The organism is Massilia sp. METH4, from assembly GCF_037094685.1.
Lineage (GTDB): Bacteria > Pseudomonadota > Gammaproteobacteria > Burkholderiales > Burkholderiaceae_D > Rugamonas.
Genome location: NZ_CP146614.1, coordinates 611,156 through 632,990 on the forward strand (window position 1 = coordinate 611,156; position 21,835 = coordinate 632,990).

A 21,835-nucleotide genomic window follows, 5' to 3' on the forward strand; every position below is an offset into this window, starting at 1 on the left:
TATCTTCCGACGTTATCTGCCGAAGTTATCTGCCAATATGGACGTTGGCGCCTTCGCGCACATTCGCCAGCTGGTGTCCGAACATCGATGTATGGAGCTCGGCGACCTGGTCGCCGGCACTGTTGTACAGCGGCGTCTTCGCGCCGGCCCTGGTGCGCAGCGTGCGCTGTTCGCCATCGATGCTGACGATGACTTTCCTGCCCCGCGTGGCCGCCACGGCCAGTGCGCCGGCACCGGCCAGCACGGCGAACAGGCCGCCGATCGCGGCCAGCAGCGGGCCGGCGCCGTAATGCAGCCGCACTTCGACGGGCAGCACGGCGCGCGAACCCTGGATCCGTGCCGGCGGCGTGAAAATGTCCGGCAGCGGGTCGCCTGGGAACAGCTCGGCCATGCGCTGCCGGAACCCCTGCGACAGCTCGAGCCGCTGGTTGGCGAGGCGCACTTCAATGCGGCCGGGAATCACCTGGGCCGAACCGGCGGTCGACAGCGCGGCCAGCGACCACTTGCCGGGCAGGTTCGCCACCGGCAGGCTCAAGGCCGACGCCAACGGCTGCGGCTTGCCCGGCGCGAGGCCGCGCACGGCTTCCGGCTTCAGGCCCACCGCTTTCACTTCGCCGGCCAGCGCGGCTTGCGCGCTGATGTCGGCCTGCGTGATCGTGTACGGATACATGGCGTTTTCCAGGCGCCAGGTGATGCGGGCATCCCCGCTTGCCGGCTTGTCCGCCTCGATCTCGGCGCGCAGCCGCCCGTTCGGCAGCACGGCATAACGCACGCCCGGCGTGTTTTCCACGCGGGCCGGCACGAGGCGCACCGTGTCCCGGTCCAGCGGCTTCAGGCGCGCGGGCATTTCCGTGATCACGCCCTTCAGGCGGCCGCTGGCCAGCAGCGTATCGAGTTCGCGCTCGCCCTGCTCGTGCACGGCGAACACGTAGACCATCAGGCCGCCGGCGCTGTACTGCGCGCCCTGCACCGGCATCTTCAAGGGAAAGGCCAGCGCCTTGCGGATCGCCTGGCCTTCGTGGATCAGCTGGTAGAACTCGCGGTTGCGGCGCGCCGTGGCCTGGTCGTTGTTCGGGCTGTTGCGGTTGTTCGTGAACAGCCAGACGAGGCCGGGCTTGCCGCCCAGCGCGCCGTCGATGGCGCTGCCGACGGCTTCGCCCAGGTCCGTGTCCGCCAGCGCGCGGCCGCCGGGCTTGCGGCCCACCTCGAGCGGGCCCAGCACGGCGCGCACCTTGGCGCGGTCAGGCTTGCCCTGCTGCGCCAGCAGCGCGCGCGGCGACGGCGCGCCGGGCACGGCCTGGTTGAACGCGGCCAGCACCAGCGCGTCGCCTGGTGCCATCGCGGCCTGCACCACTTCCGTCACCAGCGCCTTATAGGGCGACTTCGGGTCGGTGTAGAACGGCTCCATCCAGCCGGAATTCTGCACGAGGAAGACCTGCGAAGCGGCCTGCGCGGACGTTGCCGACAGCGCAAGGACGAGCAGGCCGGCTTGCCGCCAGCGCGTCACGCGAGCTCCTTCAACTGCCAGCCGCGGATCTCGTTCCACGTGGGGTGGTGCAGCCACAGGCTGCCGTGCCATACGAAGGGCACGCAATCGCCGGGGTTCTTCAGGCGCGCGACCTCGTCGAGGATCACGTTCTGGCGGCCGATCCATTCCACGAAGGTGCGCGGCAGGAGTTCGCCGGCCAGCGCCGCCTCGGCGCGGCCGGTAAATCCGGGCATGCGCAGCACAAGCCCGGAAGGCTGGTCGCGCGTGGCCGACACCGCCTCGAGCAGGGGCAGCACGAGCGCGTCGCCGCGCGCCTGGTCTTCCACGTCCTCGACCGCCCAGGGATCGTCCTTCACCTGGTGGCCGCGGCGGAACAGCAGCGTGCCGAAGCCCAGCCGGGCGCCGTCGATGGGTTCGACCTGCGGCGCGCCCATTTCGTCGCCCAGCGCCCGGAACGAGTAACCGGCGCCATCGTTCCCGATCAGCCACAGGCGGCCGTCGCGGCTGCGCACCGGGCCGCCGAACTGCAGGCGCGGCACCCACGGGAAGGGCCACGGCAACCAGCGCGGCGGCTGGCCGGGGCGCCAATGCAACTGGCCTTCATCGTGCAGCCAGTGCAGGCGGCCGTCGTAGCTGAACGGGCGCGACCAGCCGCCATGCGGCAGCGGCACGGTGGGGTCGCCCGATGCAATGTCGAGCACTTCCGGATCGGCGCCATCGGCCAGCGCCGTCCACAGGCGCACGCCGTCCGCCGTGACGAACGGGCAGGCGATGCGGCGGCCGACCCCACCGGGGCTGGCGGCCAGGCGCGCCTGGAAGACGGGTTCGGTGCGCCAGCTTTCGGCCAGCGGATTCAGGGTCAGGCGGAACAGGCCGCCGTTGGTGGGCACCATGCCGAACTCGCCGCGCGCGGCGCCCCCCGTGGGCGGCAGCCAGGCATAGGCCGACGCGGTGAAATGCAGGTCGGCAGCGCCTTCCTCGGCCGTGAACACATGCCAGCGGGCGCCGGGCGGGTCCCAGTACTGCACCACGTTGCGCGTGTAGGCCAGCGCCACGAGGCGCTGCGCCGCGAAGCCGAAATCGGCGGCGGCGAACACGCACACCGCGTTCGGGGGTGCCGGCATGCGCCAGTCCGGCCGGCCCACGGCCGGCTCCGGCTCGCGCTCTTCCAGCGCTTCGCCGAGCAGCAGGGCCGTTTGCGGCAAGCCGTGCGGCACGTGGCGGGGCAGCGGCGCCGCGGCGGGCGGCAACGTGCCCGTGGTTGGGCCCCACCATGCGGCGTGGCCCGCCGGCCGGGCGTGGTGCAACTGGGCGCCGCACTCCGGGCAAAAGGCGAATTCCGGAGGGAAGATGGCCGCATGCGCGCAGGTGGTGGGCAGCGCTGCGCCAAGCAGCAGCGCGACATCGGTCAGCCGGCCGCGCGCCAGGTCCCAGTCGATGCGTGGCACGCCCTGCACGGCCTCGAGCACGAAACGCGTGGACGCCGTTTCATCCTCGCGCCATACGCTGTCCCCGGCCCGCCACCATTCATCCATCGATCCCCCGTCCACGATTGCAATCTGTTGCGTCAATCATAACGCATTTGCACGTGCCGACACGACCCAAAACAAACGCCCCACTCGAGAGCGGGGCGTCGTTTTCAGCCGGATTCGCGCCAGATCGAAGCCGATCGGCGCGTTTTGTCACAGGTCGTTGTTGATCGTGGATTTTTTCGGTGGCGGCGGCAGGGCCCAGGTAACCGTTTCGGTCTCCGGCGCCGTGTCCAGGGCGTCCGATTGCGCCAGCCAGCGCTTCAGGCTTTCCATGCGGCGGATGCTGATACCCTTGCCGCTGATATAGCCCACCTGCTCGAAGTACTCGAGCTTGGTCGTCATCTTCGACGTGGTGGGCAGGTCGTCCACGAGGCGCGCATAGGCCTTGCGGGCCTTCTGTTCCCATTTGGCGAGCGTGGGTTCGTTGAAGCGGTTGCTCTCGTAGTAGATCGTCACGCTGCGGTCATGGTTGCCGAAGCCGACCACGGCCGCGCCGAGGCGCAGTGCCTGCAGCACTTCTTCCTTGATGTCCGGCTTCGGCACGAACAGTGCCGCGCGGCCATCCGCATCGGGCCGCTCCTGGGGCAGATCCTGGCCAAACGTAATGCTCATCTTTGCTCCGTGGTTGCGCCGGCCTTACAGGTATTGCCGTGCGGATATATGTTCGGCGATTCTACCTTGGGGTTCCGACCGGCCACAAGCAACACGCGACTTATAATGCGCCTGCCGCAACACTTTTGTGTTTTTCTTACCCTCCCAGCAATCATGACGACTTTTCCACCTTCCGCCATCGACCAGGCATCGCGCAACGTGGCCGACCTGCTGGCCCACGCGATCGGACATGGGCCGGCCCACCGGGCGCTGGTGGTGTTCGACCGCCGCAGCGAATTGAACGCGGTGTTGACGGAAGCGTATCGGCGCGCCCTGCCCGACGGCACGTTCATCGATTTCGACGCCGTGGCGCCCGAGGCGGTGCTGGCCGCGTTCGCCGACCTGGCGCCGCGCGACCTCGTGGTGCTGGTCCAGACGACCAGCTTTCGCCTCAACGAGTACCGGATCCGCATGGAGCTGTTCCAGCGCGGCCTGAAGGTGATCGAGCACCTGCACCTGTCGCGCATGCCGGGGGAACAGGGCCTCGTCTACATCGACGCGCTGGCTTACGACCCGGCGTATTTCCGCGGCACGGGCCATGCGCTGAAGGCGCGGCTGGACCGGGCGCGGGGCGGCGTGGTGGACAGCGGCGATGGTTGTGAACTGGCGTATGCGTCGCCGTTCGAGGAAGCCAAGCTCAATATCGGCGACTACTCGGCGATGAAGAACGTGGGCGGGCTGTTCCCGATCGGCGAGGTGTTCACCGAGGCGCGCGACCTGGAGGCGGTGAATGGCCGCGTACGCGTGTTCGTGTTCGGCGACACGGCGTTCCGCGTCAACCGCCCTGCCGAGCCCATCACGATGATCGTGGAAAAGGGCCGCGTCGTGGGTGCGGAAAACAGCACGCCGGCGTTCGACGAGATGCTGGGCATTATCCGCGCCCACGAGGGCGACGTGTGGGTGCGCGAGCTGGGCTTCGGCATGAACCGCGCCTTCACCTTCGAGCGCACGGTGGACGATATCGGCACCTACGAGCGCATGTGCGGCGTGCACCTGTCGCTGGGTGCCAAGCATGGGCAGTACCAGAAGCCGCAGTTCAAGCGCAAGGATGCGCGCTATCACGTCGATGTGTTCGCCGTGACCGAGGGGGTGTATCTCGATGGCGAGCGGATCTACGCGGATGGGGCGTGGACCGTTTGAAGGGCGCGCGGCTGTAACGCCGCGTCCCACGGCGGCATGGGCTGGTATTCGGCCACGAGGAAATCGATCAGCTTGCGCACCTTCGGTGACGGCCGGCCGCTGGCCGGGTACAGCGCCGACAGGTGATTGAGCGGCAGCTGCCAGTCCTGCAACACCGGTAACAGCGTGCCGGCCCGAAGCTCGCGCCATGCGAGGAAGGTGGTGCTGTAGACGATGCCCAGCCCTTGCAGCGCGGCCTGGTGCAGCACCAGGCCGTTGTTCGATGTGAAGGCGGCATCCACGTGCACCGTGCGGCGCTCGCCGGCCCGCTCGAAATGCCAGGCCGTGCCGTCGGTCAGGTGCGAGAAGTGCAGGCAGCGGTGGCTCGCCAGGTCGTCGGGCTCTCGCGGCACGCCGTGCCGTTCCAGGTAAGCGAGGGAGGCGCACAGCACGGCGCGGCATGGCGCCAGGGGGCGGATGGCCAGCGCGCGGCTGTCCGGGATGCCGCCGACGCGGATCGTGAGGTCGAAGCCGTGGGCGATCGGGTCGAGCAGCGCATCGTCCACGTGCAGCAGCGGTTGCAGCTGCGGATGCGGCAGGCTGAAGCGCGCAAGCGCGTCGGCCAGCCAGGTGACGCCGAAGCTGGACGGCGCCTGGATGCGAAGCGGGCCGGCGAGCGCGTCGCCCGCCTGCGTGACGATGCGCGCCGCTTCCTGCGCCTGCCGTACCGCCGCGTCGCAGGGCGCAAGGTAGGCCTGGCCCGCATCGGTGAGACTCACTTCGCGGGTGGAGCGGTGCAGCAGGCGGGCATTCAGCCTTTCTTCCAGTTGCAGGATATGCTTGGACACCATGGCGCGCGACATCCCCAGCCGGCGTGCCGCCGCCGAAAAGCTGCGCTGCCGGGCCACCTCGACGAAGATTTCCATTGCCCGCAATTGGTCCATGCGGGCATTGTCTTCATTTCGGCGACAATGTGTCAACCATTGTCTGGGTATCGGTGGACACCGGCGCGCTTTAGAATCGCTGCCATTACTTATCGGGAGGGATGCCATGCTGAGCGCGGCGCAGAAAAAGCAGTACCAACGGGACGGGTTCCTGGTCATTCCAGGTTTTAAATCGCTCGAGGAGATCGCCGCGCTGCGCGCCGGCGCCGCGCGCATCGTCGACGCCTTCGACCCGGCCGTGGCCAGCGGCATCTTCACCACGAAGGACCAGGAAAAGAAGGCCGACGAATACTTCCTCCGCTCGGACAACGCGATCCGCTGCTTCTTCGAGGAAGAGGCGTTCGGCCCGGACGGCCAGCTGCGCCAGGCGAAGGAACTGTCGATCAACAAGATCGGCCACGCGATGCACGACCTCGATCCCACGTTCCGCGCGTTCTCGGCCGACGCGCGCCTGCAGCAGGTGGCGCATGACCTGGGCCTGGAACAGCCGCAGGTGTGGCAATCGATGTATATCTTCAAGCAGCCCGGCATCGGCGGCGAAGTGCGCTGGCACCAGGATGCGACGTATTTCGAGACGGACCCGATCAGCGTGACCACGTTCTGGTTCGCGCTGGAAGACGCCACCCTGGAAAACGGCTGCCTGTGGGCGGAGCCGGGCGGCCACCGCACGCCGCTGCGCGAGCGCTTCGTGCGCAGCGGGGACGACATCGGCGTCGAAAAGCTGGACAGCACGCCATGGCCGGACGACAGCACCGCCGTGCCGCTCGAATGCAAGGCCGGCGCGCTGGTGTGCTTCCACGGGCTGCTGCCGCACTACAGCGCGCCGAACCGCTCGCCCGTGTCGCGCCATGCCTACACGCTGCACGTGACGGACGGGCGCACGGTCTACTCGCCGCGCAACTGGATCCAGCGCGACGAGGCGTTCCCGGTGCGAGGGTTCCTGTGACCGCCATTCGCATCCTCGCCCCGCAGTGGGGCAATAACGAAGTACCGGCCGCCGAATTCATCGCGCGGGTCGTGGACGCGGGATTCGACGGCATCGAGATGTCGCTGCCGGACGATGCCGGTGAACGCGAGGACTGGCTGCGGCGCATCGGCGATGCGCGGCTGGACCTGGTGGTGTCGCAATGGCAGACCGTCTTCCACAGTGAATTCTTCGCCCACCGAACCGCGCTGCAATCGCTGCTCACGCGGGCTTGCGCGGCGCGGCCGCTGCTGGTCAATTCGCACACGGGCAAGGATTACTATACCCGCGAGCAGAACGAGGAACTGATCGCGCTGGCCGACGCGATCGCCCGCGAGCATGGCGTGCCCATCGTCCACGAAATCCACCGCAGCCGCTTCTCCGGCCATCCGATGCTGCTGCTGCCCTACCTGGAGCGGCTGCCGGGCCTGCGCCTGACGGCCGACCTGTCGCACTGGTGCACCGCCTGCGAATCGCTGCTGGAAGACCAGCCTTCGACGCTCGACGCCGTGCTGCCGCGCGTGCGGCACATCCACGCCCGCGTGGGCCACGCGCAAGGCCCGCAAGTCCCCGACTTCCGCGCCCCCGAATTCGCCGTCGAACTCGCCGCACACCTCGGCTGGTGGGACCGCATCGTCACCATGCGGCGCACCGCCGGCGACGCCGTGCTGACCATCACCCCGGAATTCGGGCCCGCGCCGTACACGTTCCGGATGCCGTACACCCAGGAGCTCGTGGCGGATGCGTGGGAGCTGAATGTCGCGATGGCCAAGCTGCTGCGGGAGCGGTACCGCTAACGGCTGAGCTCGTGTCTCGTGGGGTCAGATACCGTGTTCACCCGCAAGCCTTTTGCCCATGTGATTCGGGTCAAATGGCTTTCCTGAGCGGACGACGCCGTACATCTGGTGCACGAGCTTACGCATGACGGCAGCGATGACAGCCATCTTAGCCATGCCTGTTGACTGCAGCCGGTTTGCAAATTCCCTTAACAGCGGGTTCTTTCTGATCGCTGTAAGTGCTGGCATGTATAGGGCTGCCCGCAGGTCGCGACAGCCCATTCTGGTAATGGTAGTCCTACCCCTCACCGAGCTGCCTGATTGCCTCTGGCGTGGCGTCACCCCAATGTAGGCCGCCAGTTCCTTGGCGCTGCCGAAGCGCCGCAGGTTCCCCACACGACCAAGTACCTTGGCCGCGGTCCCGCGGCCAAGGCCTGGGATCGACTCAATCAGCTCAGCATCGTGCCGGAGATCCGGATGCCGATCGATGTGATCATCGATATCGTTCTCCAGCTGCTTGATTTGTTTGTCCAGCCAATCCAAGTGCGTCTTGGCGTGAGCTGCCACCTCGGTCTGGTTTGCAAACTCAAGTGCTTCGATACGATTGGCCTGTTGCTGTCGAATGTCTTTCAACGATGCCAGATGCTCGTTCCAAGCCCTCAATTGCCGCTGCTCGTGCGAAGGGGCCTGCCAAAGCGCTGGGCTCATCGCTGCGCAGTATCGCGCAATGAGAGCTGCATCAGCTTTGTCGTTTTTGTTTCGGATGATTAGACTCTGGCCAAATCCTTTGATGCTGGCAGGATTGACGACGCTGACCTTCATGCCCATGTCGCTCAATGCCAGGGCAACAGGCTCGCTGTACACGCCTGTCGATTCCATGCAAATATGGACCGCATCGAGCGTAACATCCTGATTCTTCAACCACTTTATCAGCTCTGCGTAACCGTCCCTGTTGTTCGGAAGCACTTTGCTCTTGAGCTTCCCATTCTTCAGCAACGCTATATCCAGTTTGCTTTTGCTGACATCAATTCCTACTACTGGCGTGCCTACGAAATTCATTTGTTGACCACCCTCGTATGCAGGCTCGAAGCCTAAGATACCGTCCGGACTTAACAATGAAAAACAGGCAGAGGCGCCAATCTGACCCACAGGCTCTTGGCCTTAGACACCATCGACATCACTCTGCCTGGCCGTTTCCTTCAGCGGTAATTTTGCCAAAGATCCGACGGGATCATCATACGAGACCCCATGAGACACGAGCTCAGCACTAGTAACTGTCGAGGCCGTGTCACTGGGGTCTGACCCTACGAGACACGAGCTCGACAGTTGAAAGTTGCACGTTTATTGCTGATCGAACTCAGCGCTGCAGCCGCGCACGATGCTAGCGTAGCCGGATGAGCAGACAGAAACGTATTCAATTCCCGGGTGCGATTTATCACGTGACGTCGCGCGGCAATCGCCGGGCGACCATCTTCGTAGACGATCGCGATCGCGAGATCATGATGAAGCTGTACGGCGATACGGCTGCGCGATTCAATCTTGTCGTCTATGCCTTATGCCTGATGCCGAATCACTTTCACTTCTTGCTGGAAACCCCCGATGCCAATATTTCGAGGGCGATGCAATACCTGAAAGGCAACTACGCCCAGAAGTTCAATTGGCGTCATGGATTGACTGGCCATGTTTTCCAGGGGCGATTCTTCACGGAGCTAGTCGACCATCAGGAACAATTGCTCGAACTGCTGCGCTACGTTGTTTTGAATCCCATCCGCGCCCGCCTGGTCAGGCATGCCGACGATTGGCATTGGAGCACACATCTGCACACCAGCGGCAAATTGCAAAAGCCAGCGTGGCTGAACAGCGATTGGGTCCTCGATCAATTTCCTGGCTCGACAAGACAAGACCGTATTCGCGCATACCGTGAATTTGTAGATGCCGGCGACAAACAACGTCCGCCTTCTCGCTACGGCGGGAAGCGATATGTCAGCATCGATGCTGCCTACATGGAGATACCGCTCCTTGAACAACTGGAGCGCCAGCATGCTTGCCGCGATGCTGCTGTCGTGGCAGCCTGGGCTTGCCGCGGATATACGCGCGATCAGATTGCGCGGCATTTCAATCTATCGACCAGGACGGTTAGCAGGATCATCGCCGCCGCCTCGTCGAATCGTTAGCTCCTTCATTGCTTCCTGTACACAGCGGACCGGCTGAGCTCGTGTCACTGGGGTCTGACCCTACGAGACACGAACTCGGCACTAATTGCTGTCGAGCCCGTGTCACTGGGGTCTGACCCTACGAGATACGAACTCGGCATTAATTGCTGTCGAGTCCGTGTCACTGGGGTCTGACCCCACGAGACACGAGCTCAGCCTCAGGCGCGCAGGGCTGGTCTATACTTCCCCAACAAGGGAGGATCCATGCAGGAATTCCGCTTCAAGGTCTTCGGCAAGCTCGTCGCGGTCACTGGCCGCCCGGGTGCCCGGCAGGTGTTCTATCTCGGTCCGGAGGGCAAGCGCCGGCCAGCCGATTTCGTTGTGCCGGCATACGTGGCCGATGACGAGCTGGCCGAGTATCTCGGCGACCTGTTCCACGAGGAGGCGACGCCGCGCTACAACTCGGTCGAGCGGCTGGACTAAGGGCTCGCTCCCGACACACCTACCGCCGCAGCGCCAGGTCGACCACCAGCGCCACCAGCAACAGCAGCGACACGCCTTTCCAGAATGCCACGGGACTGCGTTCGATCAGCGGTGGCCGCGTGCGGTCGAGGAAGGCGCGGTTCGGCTGGTGCAGGTCGAAGACGAATTCGTCGACGTCTTCGTAGCGCTTGGACGGGTCGATTGAAACCGCCTTCTCCAGCGCCGCGTCGACCCACGCCGGCAGCGATGGATCGTGTTCGCGCGCCGGGGTATAGACCAGCTTGCGCTGGGCGGCGCGGGTCTTCGCCTGCGGGATGCGCACGTCGTATGGCAGGTGCCCCGTGAGCATGTGGTACGCGAGAACGCCCAGCGAGAACACGTCGGAACGCACGGTGCCCGGCTCGCCGAGGAAGTATTCGGGGGCTGCGAACAGCGCCGCGCCGGCCGGCGCGCCGGACGCGCTGTCGCACACCGGCCCCATCTCCCGCACGCCCGCCACGCTGGCCGAGCCGAAGTCGATGATCTTCGCGGTACCGGTACGGTCGACCATCACGTTCTCGGGGCGGATATCCTGGTGCAGCATCTCCAGGCGGTGGAAGGCGCGCAAGCCCTTCGCCACCTGCCCGACGATGCCCCGCGCGGCGTCCAGGTCCGGCTTGCCGCGGTCGCGCAGCCACTGGGCCAGGGTCACGCCCTCGAGGTATTCGGTCACCAGGTAGACATAGCTGCGCGGGCGCTCGTGCACCACCGGCTCGACCACGTGCGGGCTGACGATGCGCCGCGCGATCCACTCTTCCATCAGGAAGCGTTCCAGGTACGCCGGGTCGTCGCGCAGGTCGATCGACGGCGTCTTGATCGCCACGCTCTCGCCGCTGGCCAGGTCGAGCGCCAGGTAGAGGTGACTGCGGCTGCTGCCGTGCAGCGCGCGCATGATGCGGTAGCCGTCGAATTCGCTGCGCGGTTCGAATTGCGGAGGAAAGGGCAGCTCCGCCATCTGCTGCAGCAGTTCGCCCGCCTCGTGCGCCTGCAGCGTTTCCACGCGCACCAGCTGCACCGTCAGGTTGTCGTCGCTGCCATTGGCGAGGGCGCGGTCCACGAGCAGCCGCGCGGCCTCGTTCAAGTCGGCGGCGGCCGCCAGCGCTTCGCGCACCTCGGTCCCCGACACGTGTTCATGCACGCCGTCGCTGGCCAGCATGAACAGGTCGCCCGGCGCCAGGCCGACCTTGCGGTAGTCGATCTCCAGGTGGGCATCGACGCCCAATGCCCGCGCCAGGTAGCTCTGGCCCGGCGATACCCAAACGCGGTGGTCCGTGGTCAAGGGTTCCAGCGTACCGTCGGGGTGCACGCGGCAGATGCGCGTATCGCCCACGTGGAACAGGTGCGCCGTGTTCGACTTGATCACCATTGCCGACAGCGTGCACACATAGCCGCGGTCCTTGTCGTAGCGGCCCTGCCCCTGTTGGGTCTGCGCATACAGCCAGGAGTTGGTGGCCGCCAGCACGCGCTCCACCGAGGTCTTCACCGACCAGGCGTCCGAAGTGCAGTAGTAATCCTCGAGGAAGGCCGCCACCGCCGTTTCGCTGGCGATGTGGCTCACGTCGCTGCTGCCGATGCCGTCGGACACCGCCAGCGCGGCGCCTTTCACGGACAGCTGCGGCTCGCGCGGCACGCAGTTGCCGTGGAAGTCCTGGTTGATGCTCTTGCGGCCCGGGTCCGTGTGCTGGCCGATGGACAGCGTCAGTCGGGCCGCCATGCTCGATCAGTTGAATTTACGCTTGGCGCCCGTGCGCACGTGCGTCGAGTACAGCGTCAGCCCCGTGAACGCCAGGCCGCCCACGAGGTTGCCCAGCACGGTCGGGATCTCGTTCCAGATCAGGTAATCCATGATCGTGAAATTCCCGCCCATCATCATGCCGAACGGGAACAGGAACATGTTCACCACCGAGTGCTCGAAGGCCATGAAGAAGAACAGCATGATCGGCATCCACATCGCCAGCACCTTGCCGCCCACGGTGGTGGAGACCATCGCGCCGACGACGCCCATCGACACCATCCAGTTGCACAGCATGCCGCGGATGAACAGCGTGAGCATGCCCGCGGCGCCGTAGGCGGCGTAGCCGGTGGTACGGTTCTCGCCGATGTGCGCCACGGTCTGCGCGATCTTGCCGCCGTCGGTGTTGAAGCCGTACGTGAACATATAGGCCATCAGCACCGCCACCGTGAAGGCACCGAGGAAGTTGCCGACGAAGACCACGCCCCAGTGCTTGAGGATGCGCGGAATGGTCACGCCCGGGCGGCGGTCGATCCAGGCCAGCGGCGTGAGCACGAACACGCCCGTCAGCAGGTCGAAGCCCATCAGGTACAGCATGCAGAAGCCCACCGGGAACAGCATCGCGCCCACCAGTGGAATGCCGGTGGCGACCGTGCAGCTGACGGCGAACACCGCCGCCAGCGCCAGGATCGCGCCGGCCATGTAGGCACGGATCAGCGCGTCGCGCGTGGCCATGTAGATTTTCGATTCGCCCGCGTCCACCATCTTGGTCACGAATTCCGAAGGCACCAGGTACGCCATGTGTTTTCCCCTTGTATGTTTTGAACGAAGAGCTGTGCGCTCTTTATTTGAGGAAGAGCAAGAAGCGGGCCTGCCACCGCGACAGTGGCAGCTCATGCATACGGATGCACGGCCGTGGCACGCCGCGCCATGCGATGGTGCGCCGCTGCACCAGCCGGGGTCGCCGTGCACGATCGCCGGGCAGCCATCGAATAGAGTTGTTTCGGCGCCCGCCGGCCGGCGGGCCATCGTGGTGCGCGCGCTCAGGCAGCCGCGGCATCGGCCACATTGCGTGGCAGCGTGATCACCACGGTCGTGCCGCTGCCCGGTGCGGATTCGACACGGATGGTGCCCTTCAGTACGCCGGTCACCATGTTGTAGACGATGTTCATGCCCAGTCCCGAGCCGCCCTGCCCCATCTTGGTGGTGAAGAACGGATCGTAGATCTGGTGCAGCGTGCGCCCGCTCATGCCCACGCCATCGTCGGTGAAGCGCAGTTCGGCCATGTCCTCGCCCACCGCGCGCGCGGCGATCGTGATCGTGCCCTGCGGCCGGCCGTCGAACGCGTGCAGCAGCGCGTTGTTGATCAGGTTGCTGAGCACCTGGCTCACGCTGCCCGGGTAGGAGTCGCAGTCGAGGTTATCCGGCACGTCCACCCGGACTTCGCAGCGGGCGCGCCGCAACTGGGCGGCGAACGTGGCGAGCGTGTCGTGCACCACCGCGGCCAGGCCGAAGCGCCGCCGCTGGTCCGAGGTCTGGTCCACCGCCACCTGCTTGAACGAGGTGATCAAATCGGCCGCCTTGCCCAGCGAGCCGGCGATGATGTTGCAGGCCGTCTTCGCATCGGCCAGGTGGGCCTCCAGCGCCGAGCGGCGGATGCCCGGGCCCTCCACCTGGCGCTCGAAGTCCCGCACCATGTCCGCCAGCGCCGTGACGGTGAGCAGGCTGTTGCCGATCGGGGTATTCAATTCGTGCGCGATGCCGGCCACCAGGGCGCCCAGCGATGCCATCTTTTCCGACGTGACGAGCGTATCCTGCGCCTGCCGCAGCCGGTCCAGCACCTCGGACAGTTCGCGGTGGGCCGCCTCCGCCTCTTCCTTCTGCTGCGCCAGCTCGCGCAGGCTGTCCTCCAGCGCCGCTTCGGTGCGCCGCCGGTCGCTGATATCGCACAGCACCCAGACGCAACCCTTGTCGGGCGCCTGCCGGTCCAGCATCCGGCCGTTGACGATGCACCACATGCTGCCGCCGTCGCGCCGCGTCAATTCCAGTTCGCGGTGCATGCGCTGGCCGGAAGGGCCGCAGATGAAAGGGTCCAGTCCTTCCGGCACCAGCGTGGCCGTCGAGCGGTTCGCCAGCGCGCCGTGGGGATAACCCAGCATTTCTTCCAGGCCGCGGTTGCAGCGCACGATGCGCCCGTCCGAGAACAGGCCGATGCCGACCACGGCACTGTCCTGCAGCGCGTGCTGCTCTTCCAGCGCGTGCCGCAGCGTGTGCGCCAGCGCGCGCCGCCGCTGCAGGGTCACGAGCAGGACGCCGATCAGCGCGCTGATCAGGAAGCCGCAGCCGCCGATCAGCCAGGCCACTTCGCCGTCCCGGCCATAGCGCGCGCCTTCATAGCCTTCCACGTGCAGCAGCCAGCGGCGCTGGCCCACGGTCAGTACCGCCTTCGACACCAGGCCGGGCACGACGGTACGCGCCGGGCGGGCACCTCCCACCTTGCCGGCGCTGTCGAACAGCAGGCCGTCGATCACGGGTTCGGGCGGCGCGCCGTCCTGCACATAGCCGGTATCGTGGATCACTACGTGCAGATGGCTCAGCATCTGCGGGTCGATCACTTCGCGCATCAGGTCCGTCACGCGGAACACGATCGCCACGAAGCCTACCAGCGCGGCACGGCGCTCCTCCACCGTCCCCAACGGCGCATTCTTGCGGTAGACGGGCAGGCGGGCGATGAAGCCCGGCTGGCCACTGGCATCCTGCACGAGGGTGATGCGTTCGGTGGCGACCAGTTCGCCGCTGTCGCGCCCCAGTTCCAGCGCGCGCAGGTGGGCCGGCAGGGCTGCCAGGTCGAGCCCGAAGGCGTTCTCGTTGCCGGCCATCGGCTCGGTATAGACGATCGGGAAGTGCTCGCCCCGCACGATCGTCGGGTGGACCCGGTAGTCGGGGTACCCGGCCGGTACCACGCTCGTATCGCCGCGCACGTCGGCCATGTGCCGGCCCAGCTCGTCCTCCGGCACGCGCACCACCCACTGGATCGCCTGGAAGCCGGGATAGCGCTCGGCCAGGTGCAGCTCGGCCACGTAGCGGTGGAAGTCGGCGCGGCTGATCGTGCCATGCACGGCGAAGGTGCCGCGAATGGCCAGCAGCGTGTCGAAATAGGTTTTCAGGCGCGCCTCGGTATCGCGCGCCACCTTGTCCGTGTCGTGGCGGAAGCGGTCGGCGACTTGCCGGTCCTGCGTCTCCATCGCGAACAGGCAGGCCCAGGCGGTCAGGCAGATCCCGACGGCAAAGGCCAGGTAACCGTGTGCGCGCATCATGTCCCCTGCTTATGCTTGTTTTCCGCAAGCCACTATAGCATGGGGCCGGGCGCAATCGACCCGCGAGCACGGCCACGCTGCCGGACAGCCGGCGGCAGTTGGGGGCACGGCCGGTGAAACGGCGCCTTGCGGGAAAGCGCCGGGTGAATTTACTCGATCAGGGCCGGGGTGCCGTCTTCGAGAAAGGCGCCAAAGCAGCGCGTGCATTCCAGGCAGAACAGGTGCGGCACGCGCACGCTCTTCTGTCGCAACACCAGTTGCAGATGGCCTTCGGCACACACGGGGCAGGTTTCGCGCATGGTGCCGCAGGTACGGATATCATCCGCTAGATAGGTGTCGTCGTAGCGCACCCCGTCGACCACCGTCTGTGGATCGAGTTGGACAAGGTAGAGATGCGCTTGCTCGAACCGTTGCTCAGCCGGTTGGCGAGGTTCTGTGGAATGTGGGCTTGCTCGATATTCAGCTCGGTTGCTTGCACGATTCATTGGAAGCCTCCTGGCCCACCATCGGAAAGGCGGGCCTGACCACGATAGCCAAATCAGGGATCGCTTGCAAGCATATTCGCGGCATCAAAAGTAGGTTGCAATTAGATCGCACGCTATCTATACTGCGAGGCATGGACACCAAGAATTCCTCCACCATTGCCCCGCATGTGCCGCAGCTCGAGCAGCAGCTGTGCTTTGCGCTTTACTCCAGCTCGCTGGCCATGAACAAGCTCTACCGCAAGCTGTTGCGCAAGCTCGACCTTACTTATTCGCAGTACCTCGTGATGATGGTGCTGTGGGAGCGTAACGAGCAGACCGTGAGCGAGCTGGGCGAAAAGCTGTTCCTCGACTCGGCCACGCTGACGCCTCTGCTGAAGCGCATGGAGCAGGCCGAGCTGATCACGCGCACGCGCTGCGCCAACGACGAGCGGCAGGTCATCATCGCGCTCACGCCCAAGGGCGACGCGCTGCGCGAGCAGGCCAAGGAAATCCCCGGCTGCGTGCTGGCCGCGAGCCACTGCAGCCTGGAGGAAGTGCAGGACTTGAAACGCCGCCTCGACACGCTGCGCGGCAGCCTGACGGACGCCAGCTGACGTAGCGCGGCAGCCACGGCGTGGCGGCAGGGCCGGACAGCGGACGTCCGGCCTTCTTCCTTGCCGATGCGCTCATGGCGCGGCCCGCCGCGTCCGCCCGTCCGGCACGGACGTCCGGCCTCGGCAATGTTTCAGCATTGTTACAATTGGAAGGCCGGCAATCACTGCCGAGCCCGCTTAGAATACCCCGGCTGTTTCCACAAAAACACGAAGGAGTTCCGCCCGGCCAGACCCGGCACGGCGCGGCACCCTCACTGCCCTGGGGTCCCAATGAAGCGCCTGCCTATCACCATCGCCGCCAGCCTGACCGCACTCGGCCTGGCTGCCTCCGCCATTGCCGCCGATCCGCCGGCCGCCAGGTTCGACGACAAGTTCCGCCAGCTCGACGAGCTGCTGCCCACCGCTACCCAATACCGTACTGCCTCGGGCGCGCCGGGGCACCAGTACTGGCAACAGCGTGCGGACTACACGATCCGCGCCACACTGGACGAAGCCAACCGCAGCATCAGCGGCACGGAACAGATCACGTACCACAACAACTCCCCCGATACCCTCACCTACCTGTGGCTCCAGCTGGACCAGAACATCTACCAGCCCGGTTCGGACGCGCGCCGCGTGCAGACCGCGCCGTCGCGCGAAGCATGGATGAAGCCGCAGGGCGAGGAAGGCGGCGCCAAGTTCGAAGGCTTGCGCAGCGTGCTGACGGGCCGCGAATTCGACGGCGGCTTCAAGCTCTCCAATATCCGCACCGCCGGCGGCGCGCCGCTGCGCCACGTGGTCAACGGCACGATGATGCGCATCGACCTGCCCTCGCCATTGAAGCCGGGCGACAAGGTCACGTTCGGCATCGACTGGTCGTACAAGATCAATGAGCAGAAAGTGCTGGGCGGCCGCGCCGGCTATGAGTACTTCGAGGAAGACAAGAACGCCCTGTTCGAGATCGCGCAGTGGTTCCCGCGCATGGCTGCCTACTACGACGTGGCCGGCTGGCAGCACAAGCAATTCCTCGGCTCGGGCGAATTCACGCTGGAATTCGGCGACTACGATGTGAAGCTCACGGTGCCGGCCGACCACATCGTGGCCTCGACCGGTGAGCTGCAAAACCCGGGCGACGTGCTGACGGCGGCGCAGCGCGACCGCCTGGCCAGGGCCCGCACTTCGGATAAGCCGGTCGTGATCGTCACGCAGGCCGAGGCTGAAAGCGCCGAGAAAAACGCCAGCAAGGCCACCAAGACGTGGCATTTCAAGGCGAAGAACGTGCGCGACTTCGCGTGGGCCTCGTCCCGCAAGTTCATCTGGGATGCCCAGGGCTACCGGAAGGATGGCACGAACGTGATGGCCATGTCCTACTACCCGAAGGAAGGCAATCCGCTGTGGGAACGCTACTCGACGGCGTCGATCATCCACACGATCGAGCAGTACAACAAGTACAGCTTCGACTACCCCTACCCGACCGCCATTTCCGTGAACGGCCCGGTGGGCGGCATGGAATACCCGATGATCTCCTTCAACGGGCCGCGCCCGACGAAGGACAAGAAGACCGGCGAGCTGACCTACTCGAAGCGCACCAAGTATGGCCTGATCGCCGTGATCATCCACGAGGTTGGCCACAACTACTTCCCGATGATCGTCAATTCCGACGAGCGCCAGTGGACCTGGATGGATGAAGGCTTGAACAGCTTCGTCGAATACCTTGCCGTGCAAGCCTGGGAAAAGGACTTCCCGATCGGCCGCGGCGACCCGCGCGACATCACCGCCTACATGCGCTCGGCCAACCAGGTGCCGATCATGACAAACTCCGAGTCGCTGCTTCAGTTCGGCAACAACGCGTATGCGAAGCCGGCCACGGCGCTGAACATCCTGCGCGAGACGATCCTGGGCCGCGAACTGTTCGACCACGCGTTCCGCGAATACGCGCGCCGCTGGAAGTTCAAGCGCCCCACCCCGGCCGACTTCTTCCGCACGATGGAAGACGCTTCCGGCACGGACCTCGACTGGTTCTGGCGCGGCTGGTTCTACACCACCGACGCGGTGGACATCAGCCTGGACAACATCACCGAGTTCAATATCGACACGAAGGACCCGGAGATCGAAAAGGCCTGGCAGCGCGCCCGCAAGGCGGAGGAACCCGTGTCCGTCACGGACCAGCGCAACGAAGGCATGGCACGCCGTGTCGACCGGCACCCGGAACTGAAGGACTTCTATAACGAGCACGACGACTTCACCGTCACCAACGCGGACCGCAACAAGTACCGCGAAGCGCTGGCCGAGCTGGAGCCGTGGCAGAAGGACCTGCTCAAGCAGGGCAAGTACATCTACCTGGTCGACTTTACCAACAAGGGTGGCCTGGTGATGCCGCTGATCCTGGAAATCACGCTCAAGTCGGGCAAGAAATATATCGAGCGCGTGCCGGCCGAGGTGTGGCGCTACTCGCCGAAGAAGGTCACCAAGCTGCTCGTGACGGACGAGCCGATGACGGCCCTGACGCACGACCCGTTCTGGGAAACGGCCGACATCGACACCAGCAACAATGCCTGGCCGCGCAAGGCCACGCCTTCGCGCCTGGAATTGTTCAAGATGGAACGCAAGCCGAACGACATGATGAAGGACTTCAACGCGCCGTTGAAGGGTGACGAGGCGGCCAACAATGGTGCAAACGCGGGCGCGAAGGCCGATGCCAGGCCGGCTGATGCCGGTACCCCGGCCAACGGCGCCGCGGCCAAGCAGCAGGCGGAGACGCAACAGCTCGCCCCAGCCGCACCGCAAGCTCCCGCCGCCCTGCCGGCCCCGGCGGCCCCGGCGGAGCCGAAGCGCTGATGTTGCGCTGGCTGCACCGGGTGGCCTTGTCGGCGGCGCTGCTGTGCGGCGCCGCCACGGCCCACAATTACCACATGGGCCTGGCCGACATCGGCTACAACGCCGCCACCGGCAACACGGAAATCGTGCACACGTACACCGCGCACGACGTGGAAGCGCTGCTCGCGAACCTGTATGGCCGCCAGTTCGACCTGGGTGCCGAGGAAGACCAGGAAGCGCTGCGGCGCTACCTGGACAAGCGCTTCGTGCTGACCGTGGACGGCCGTGCCCTGCCGTTGCAATGGGTGGGCGTGAAGGCCAGTGCGGACACCGTGACCGTGTTCCAGGAAGTGCCCGGCACCGCGCTGCCCGCCGGCGCAGTACTGAAGAATGGCGTGCTGACGGACTTCCTGGCCGCGCAGATCAATACCGTCAATGTCGGCGGCAGCGCCGGGCGGGCGGCGGCCACGCTGACCTTTACCGCCTCGCAAGCGGAGCAGCGGCTGCCTTGAAGCGGCAATACGTCGATTGACGCTTGCCGCTTGCATGCCGATCGCGCATGCTCCCACTGTTGGACAGCAGAACACCCGTGTCGTACACCATTTCGAGCTTGCTCGAAATGGTGTACGACACAGGTTTTCCTTCGCCGACGATCGCTCCTGCTCCCCGTTACACCACAATGAACAAAACCACCCTCGCCCCCCTCCTCGCTACCCTCTCCCTCGCCGCCCACGCGGACGACCCCTTCCTTCCCCGCGTCACGATCGACGCCTCCCGCATCAGCCAGCTCGGCATCGCCGACTCGGCCACGGAAGGCACCGTGACGGGCCGCCAGCTGGCAGCGCGCACCACGTACCGCCCCGGCGAGCTGCTGGAAGCCGTGCCGGGGCTCGTCGTGAGCCAGCACAGCGGCGAGGGCAAGGCCAACCAGTTCTACCTGCGGGGCTTCAACCTGGACCACGGCACCGACCTGCGCACGACGGTCGACGGCATGCCCGTCAACCAGCGCAGCCATGCGCACGGCCAGGGCTGGACGGACCTGAACTTCGTGATTCCCGAGCTGGCCGCCCGGCTCGACTACCGCAAGGGACCATACTCGGCGCAGGCCGGCGACTTCGCTTCGGCGGGCAGCACCGACATCGCCTACGCCAGCCGCCTCACGCGCGGCATCGCCAACATCGCCGTGGGCCAGCATGGCTACGGCCGCGCCCTGGTCGCCGCTTCACCGGAACTGGGCGCGGGCAGCCTGCTGTATGCGCTGGAGACGATGCACAACGACGGCCCGTTCACGCGCGGCGACAACTACCGCAAGGTGAATGGCGTGCTGCGCTACAGCCAGGGGTATGCGAACAACGGCTTCCATGTGACGGCGATGGCTTACCGGGCCAAATGGCATGCCACCGACCAGATCCCGCAGCGCGCGGTGGACACGGGCGCCCTGGGCCGCTTCGACGCCATCGACCCGACCGATGGCGGCAGCGCGCACCGCTACAGCCTGTCCGGCGCCTGGGCCCGCACGACCGAGAGTGGCGCGGCGCGCGTTTCCGCCTACGCGATCGCCAACCGGCTGGCGCTGTTCTCGAACTTCACTTACTTCATGGACGATCCCGTGAACGGCGACCAGTTCGCGCAGCCGGACCGGCGCGTGACGACCGGTGTCGACGCCAGCTACACCTGGCACACGCACGATGCCAACGGCGTGTCCGCCTCCGCCACCACCGTGGGCGCGACGGCGCAGAACGACAATATCCACAACGGCCTGCAGCGCACCAAGGCGCGCCAGGTGATCGGCACCACGCGCCAGGACCATATCGTGGAAACGAGCGGCGCCGTGTTCATCGAGAACCAGACGCGCTGGATGCCAGCCTTGCGCAGCGTGGCCGGCCTGCGTGCCGACCACTACCGCTTCGACGTGGCCGGCGACCGCGCGGCCAATACCGGCACGGCGAACGACACGATGCTGTCGCCATCGGTCAGCCTGGTCTTCGGGCCGTGGGCGCGCACCGAGTTCTACGTCAACGCGGGCACGGGCTTCCACAGCAACGATGCGCGCGGCACCGTGATCGCCGTCGACCCGAAGACGAACGAGGCGGTCGACCGGGTGACGCCGCTCGCGCGCACGCGCGGCCTGGACCTGGGCGTGCGCAGCGAATGGCTGCGGGGCCTGCAGACGTCGCTGTCGCTGTACCGGCTCGACATGGATTCCGAACTGGTCTTCGTCGGCGATGCGGGCACCACCGAGGCGGGCCGCCCGAGCCGCCGCCACGGCGTCGAATTTTCCAGTTACTACAAGCCGTTCAAGTGGCTGGCGCTGGACGCCGACCTGGCTTATGCGCGCGGCCGCTACCGCGATGCCGATCCGGCCGGTGACCGCATACCCGGCGCCGTGGAAGGCGTGGCGCAACTGGCCGCCACCTTCACGCCGGAAGGCCCGTGGTCCGGCGCGCTGCGGCTGCGCTGGTTCGGCCCGCGCCCGCTGGTGGAAGACGATTCGATCCGCTCCGACGCGACGCTGACCCTGAACGGCCGGCTTGCCTTCCAGGTCGACCGCCGGCTGCACGTGGAACTCGAAGCATTCAACCTGACCGACCGGCGCGACGCGGCGATCACCTATTACTATGCTTCGCGGCTGAAGGGCGAGGCGGCGCCGGTGGACGATTATCACTTCCACCCGATCGAATCGCGCTCGCTGCGGCTGTCGCTCAACTACACGTTCTGATCCGCTGGTGTCGTACATCGGTTTTCAGTATCGGCAGAATGTC

Annotated in this window: 18 protein-coding genes; 9 read left to right on the forward strand and 9 right to left on the reverse strand. The window is 66.0% G+C overall.

The genetic code is table 11. From position 1 onward, the window contains the following. Positions 1–25: 25 nt before the first annotated feature. From V6Z91_RS02740 to V6Z91_RS02750, 3 genes are all read right to left on the reverse strand, one after another. Complete coding sequence (locus V6Z91_RS02740; RefSeq protein WP_338766397.1) at positions 26–1,507, reverse strand: hypothetical protein; 1,482 nt, start codon at positions 1,505–1,507, stop codon at positions 26–28. Next, entirely contained in the window at positions 1,504–3,060 is a 1,557-nt protein-coding gene (locus V6Z91_RS02745; RefSeq protein WP_338766398.1) for a hypothetical protein, read from the reverse strand. Before V6Z91_RS02745 ends, V6Z91_RS02740 begins: the two co-directional genes overlap by 4 nt. A gap of 111 nt (positions 3,061–3,171) precedes the next feature. Beyond that, positions 3,172–3,633: a hypothetical protein gene (locus tag V6Z91_RS02750; RefSeq protein ID WP_338766400.1), complete on the reverse strand. Its 462-nt coding sequence runs from the start codon at positions 3,631–3,633 to the stop codon at positions 3,172–3,174. Between the two features lie 153 nt (positions 3,634–3,786). On the opposite strand from V6Z91_RS02750, the gene V6Z91_RS02755 reads away from it, so the two are divergent. Further along, positions 3,787–4,812 carry a hypothetical protein gene (locus V6Z91_RS02755; protein WP_338766403.1) on the forward strand — a complete coding sequence of 342 codons (1,026 nt, stop codon included), beginning with the start codon at positions 3,787–3,789 and terminating at the stop codon, positions 4,810–4,812. On the opposite strand, the gene V6Z91_RS02760 is transcribed toward V6Z91_RS02755, so the two are convergent. Continuing rightward, positions 4,785–5,735, reverse strand: a complete 951-nt coding sequence (locus tag V6Z91_RS02760) for a LysR family transcriptional regulator (RefSeq protein WP_338766406.1) — start codon at positions 5,733–5,735, stop codon at positions 4,785–4,787. The two genes, V6Z91_RS02755 and V6Z91_RS02760, sit on opposite strands and share 28 nt — an antisense overlap. A gap of 106 nt (positions 5,736–5,841) precedes the next feature. Here V6Z91_RS02760 and V6Z91_RS02765 point away from each other — a divergent pair, with 106 nt between their 5' ends. Together V6Z91_RS02765 and V6Z91_RS02770 are read left to right on the forward strand one after the other, a co-directional pair. Further along, positions 5,842–6,681 carry a phytanoyl-CoA dioxygenase family protein gene (locus V6Z91_RS02765; protein ID WP_338766408.1) on the forward strand — a complete coding sequence of 280 codons (840 nt, stop codon included), beginning with the start codon at positions 5,842–5,844 and terminating at the stop codon, positions 6,679–6,681. Continuing rightward, positions 6,678–7,496, forward strand: a complete 819-nt coding sequence (locus tag V6Z91_RS02770) for a TIM barrel protein (RefSeq protein ID WP_338766410.1) — start codon at positions 6,678–6,680, stop codon at positions 7,494–7,496. Before V6Z91_RS02765 ends, V6Z91_RS02770 begins: the two co-directional genes overlap by 4 nt. 24 nt (positions 7,497–7,520) lie before the next feature. Here the strand turns inward: V6Z91_RS02770 and V6Z91_RS02775 are convergent, their stop codons facing one another. After that, entirely contained in the window at positions 7,521–8,534 is a 1,014-nt protein-coding gene (locus V6Z91_RS02775) for an IS110 family transposase (protein ID WP_338761801.1), read from the reverse strand. Positions 8,535–8,869: 335 nt separating this feature from the next. Between V6Z91_RS02775 and V6Z91_RS02780 the strand changes: the two genes are divergently transcribed. Together V6Z91_RS02780 and V6Z91_RS02785 are read left to right on the forward strand one after the other, a co-directional pair. Further along, positions 8,870–9,649, forward strand: coding sequence for a transposase (locus V6Z91_RS02780; RefSeq protein WP_338766412.1), 780 nt, complete (start codon positions 8,870–8,872; stop codon positions 9,647–9,649). 243 nt (positions 9,650–9,892) lie between these two features. Continuing rightward, a complete protein-coding gene (locus V6Z91_RS02785; protein WP_338766415.1) occupies positions 9,893–10,111 on the forward strand; it encodes a hypothetical protein in 219 nt (72 codons plus the stop codon). Between the two features lie 19 nt (positions 10,112–10,130). On the opposite strand, the gene V6Z91_RS02790 is transcribed toward V6Z91_RS02785, so the two are convergent. From V6Z91_RS02790 to V6Z91_RS02805, 4 genes are all read right to left on the reverse strand, one after another. Continuing rightward, complete coding sequence (locus tag V6Z91_RS02790) at positions 10,131–11,864, reverse strand: bifunctional protein-serine/threonine kinase/phosphatase (RefSeq protein WP_338766418.1); 1,734 nt, start codon at positions 11,862–11,864, stop codon at positions 10,131–10,133. Positions 11,865–11,870: 6 nt separating this feature from the next. Next, positions 11,871–12,683, reverse strand: coding sequence for a formate/nitrite transporter family protein (locus V6Z91_RS02795; RefSeq protein WP_338766420.1), 813 nt, complete (start codon positions 12,681–12,683; stop codon positions 11,871–11,873). 242 nt (positions 12,684–12,925) lie between these two features. Continuing rightward, positions 12,926–15,199 carry a CHASE domain-containing protein gene (locus tag V6Z91_RS02800; protein WP_338766421.1) on the reverse strand — a complete coding sequence of 758 codons (2,274 nt, stop codon included), beginning with the start codon at positions 15,197–15,199 and terminating at the stop codon, positions 12,926–12,928. Positions 15,200–15,348: 149 nt separating this feature from the next. Continuing rightward, on the reverse strand, positions 15,349–15,684 hold the full coding sequence (locus tag V6Z91_RS02805) for a hypothetical protein (protein WP_338766424.1): 336 nt from the start codon (positions 15,682–15,684) through the stop codon (positions 15,349–15,351). Between the two features lie 131 nt (positions 15,685–15,815). On the opposite strand from V6Z91_RS02805, the gene V6Z91_RS02810 reads away from it, so the two are divergent. The 4 genes from V6Z91_RS02810 (at position 15,816) to V6Z91_RS02825 (ending at position 21,792) form a co-directional block, all read left to right on the forward strand. Next, the gene (locus V6Z91_RS02810; RefSeq protein ID WP_338766426.1) at positions 15,816–16,277 is read left to right on the forward strand and encodes a MarR family transcriptional regulator; all 462 of its coding nucleotides are present in this window, start codon (positions 15,816–15,818) and stop codon (positions 16,275–16,277) included. 270 nt (positions 16,278–16,547) lie between these two features. Further along, the gene (locus tag V6Z91_RS02815) at positions 16,548–19,094 is read left to right on the forward strand and encodes a M1 family metallopeptidase (protein WP_338766428.1); all 2,547 of its coding nucleotides are present in this window, start codon (positions 16,548–16,550) and stop codon (positions 19,092–19,094) included. After that, entirely contained in the window at positions 19,094–19,585 is a 492-nt protein-coding gene (locus V6Z91_RS02820; RefSeq protein WP_338766431.1) for a DUF6702 family protein, read from the forward strand. Before V6Z91_RS02815 ends, V6Z91_RS02820 begins: the two co-directional genes overlap by 1 nt. A 167-nt stretch (positions 19,586–19,752) precedes the next feature. Continuing rightward, positions 19,753–21,792, forward strand: a complete 2,040-nt coding sequence (locus V6Z91_RS02825) for a TonB-dependent receptor (protein WP_338766434.1) — start codon at positions 19,753–19,755, stop codon at positions 21,790–21,792. The last annotated feature ends 43 nt before the right edge of the window (positions 21,793–21,835 follow it).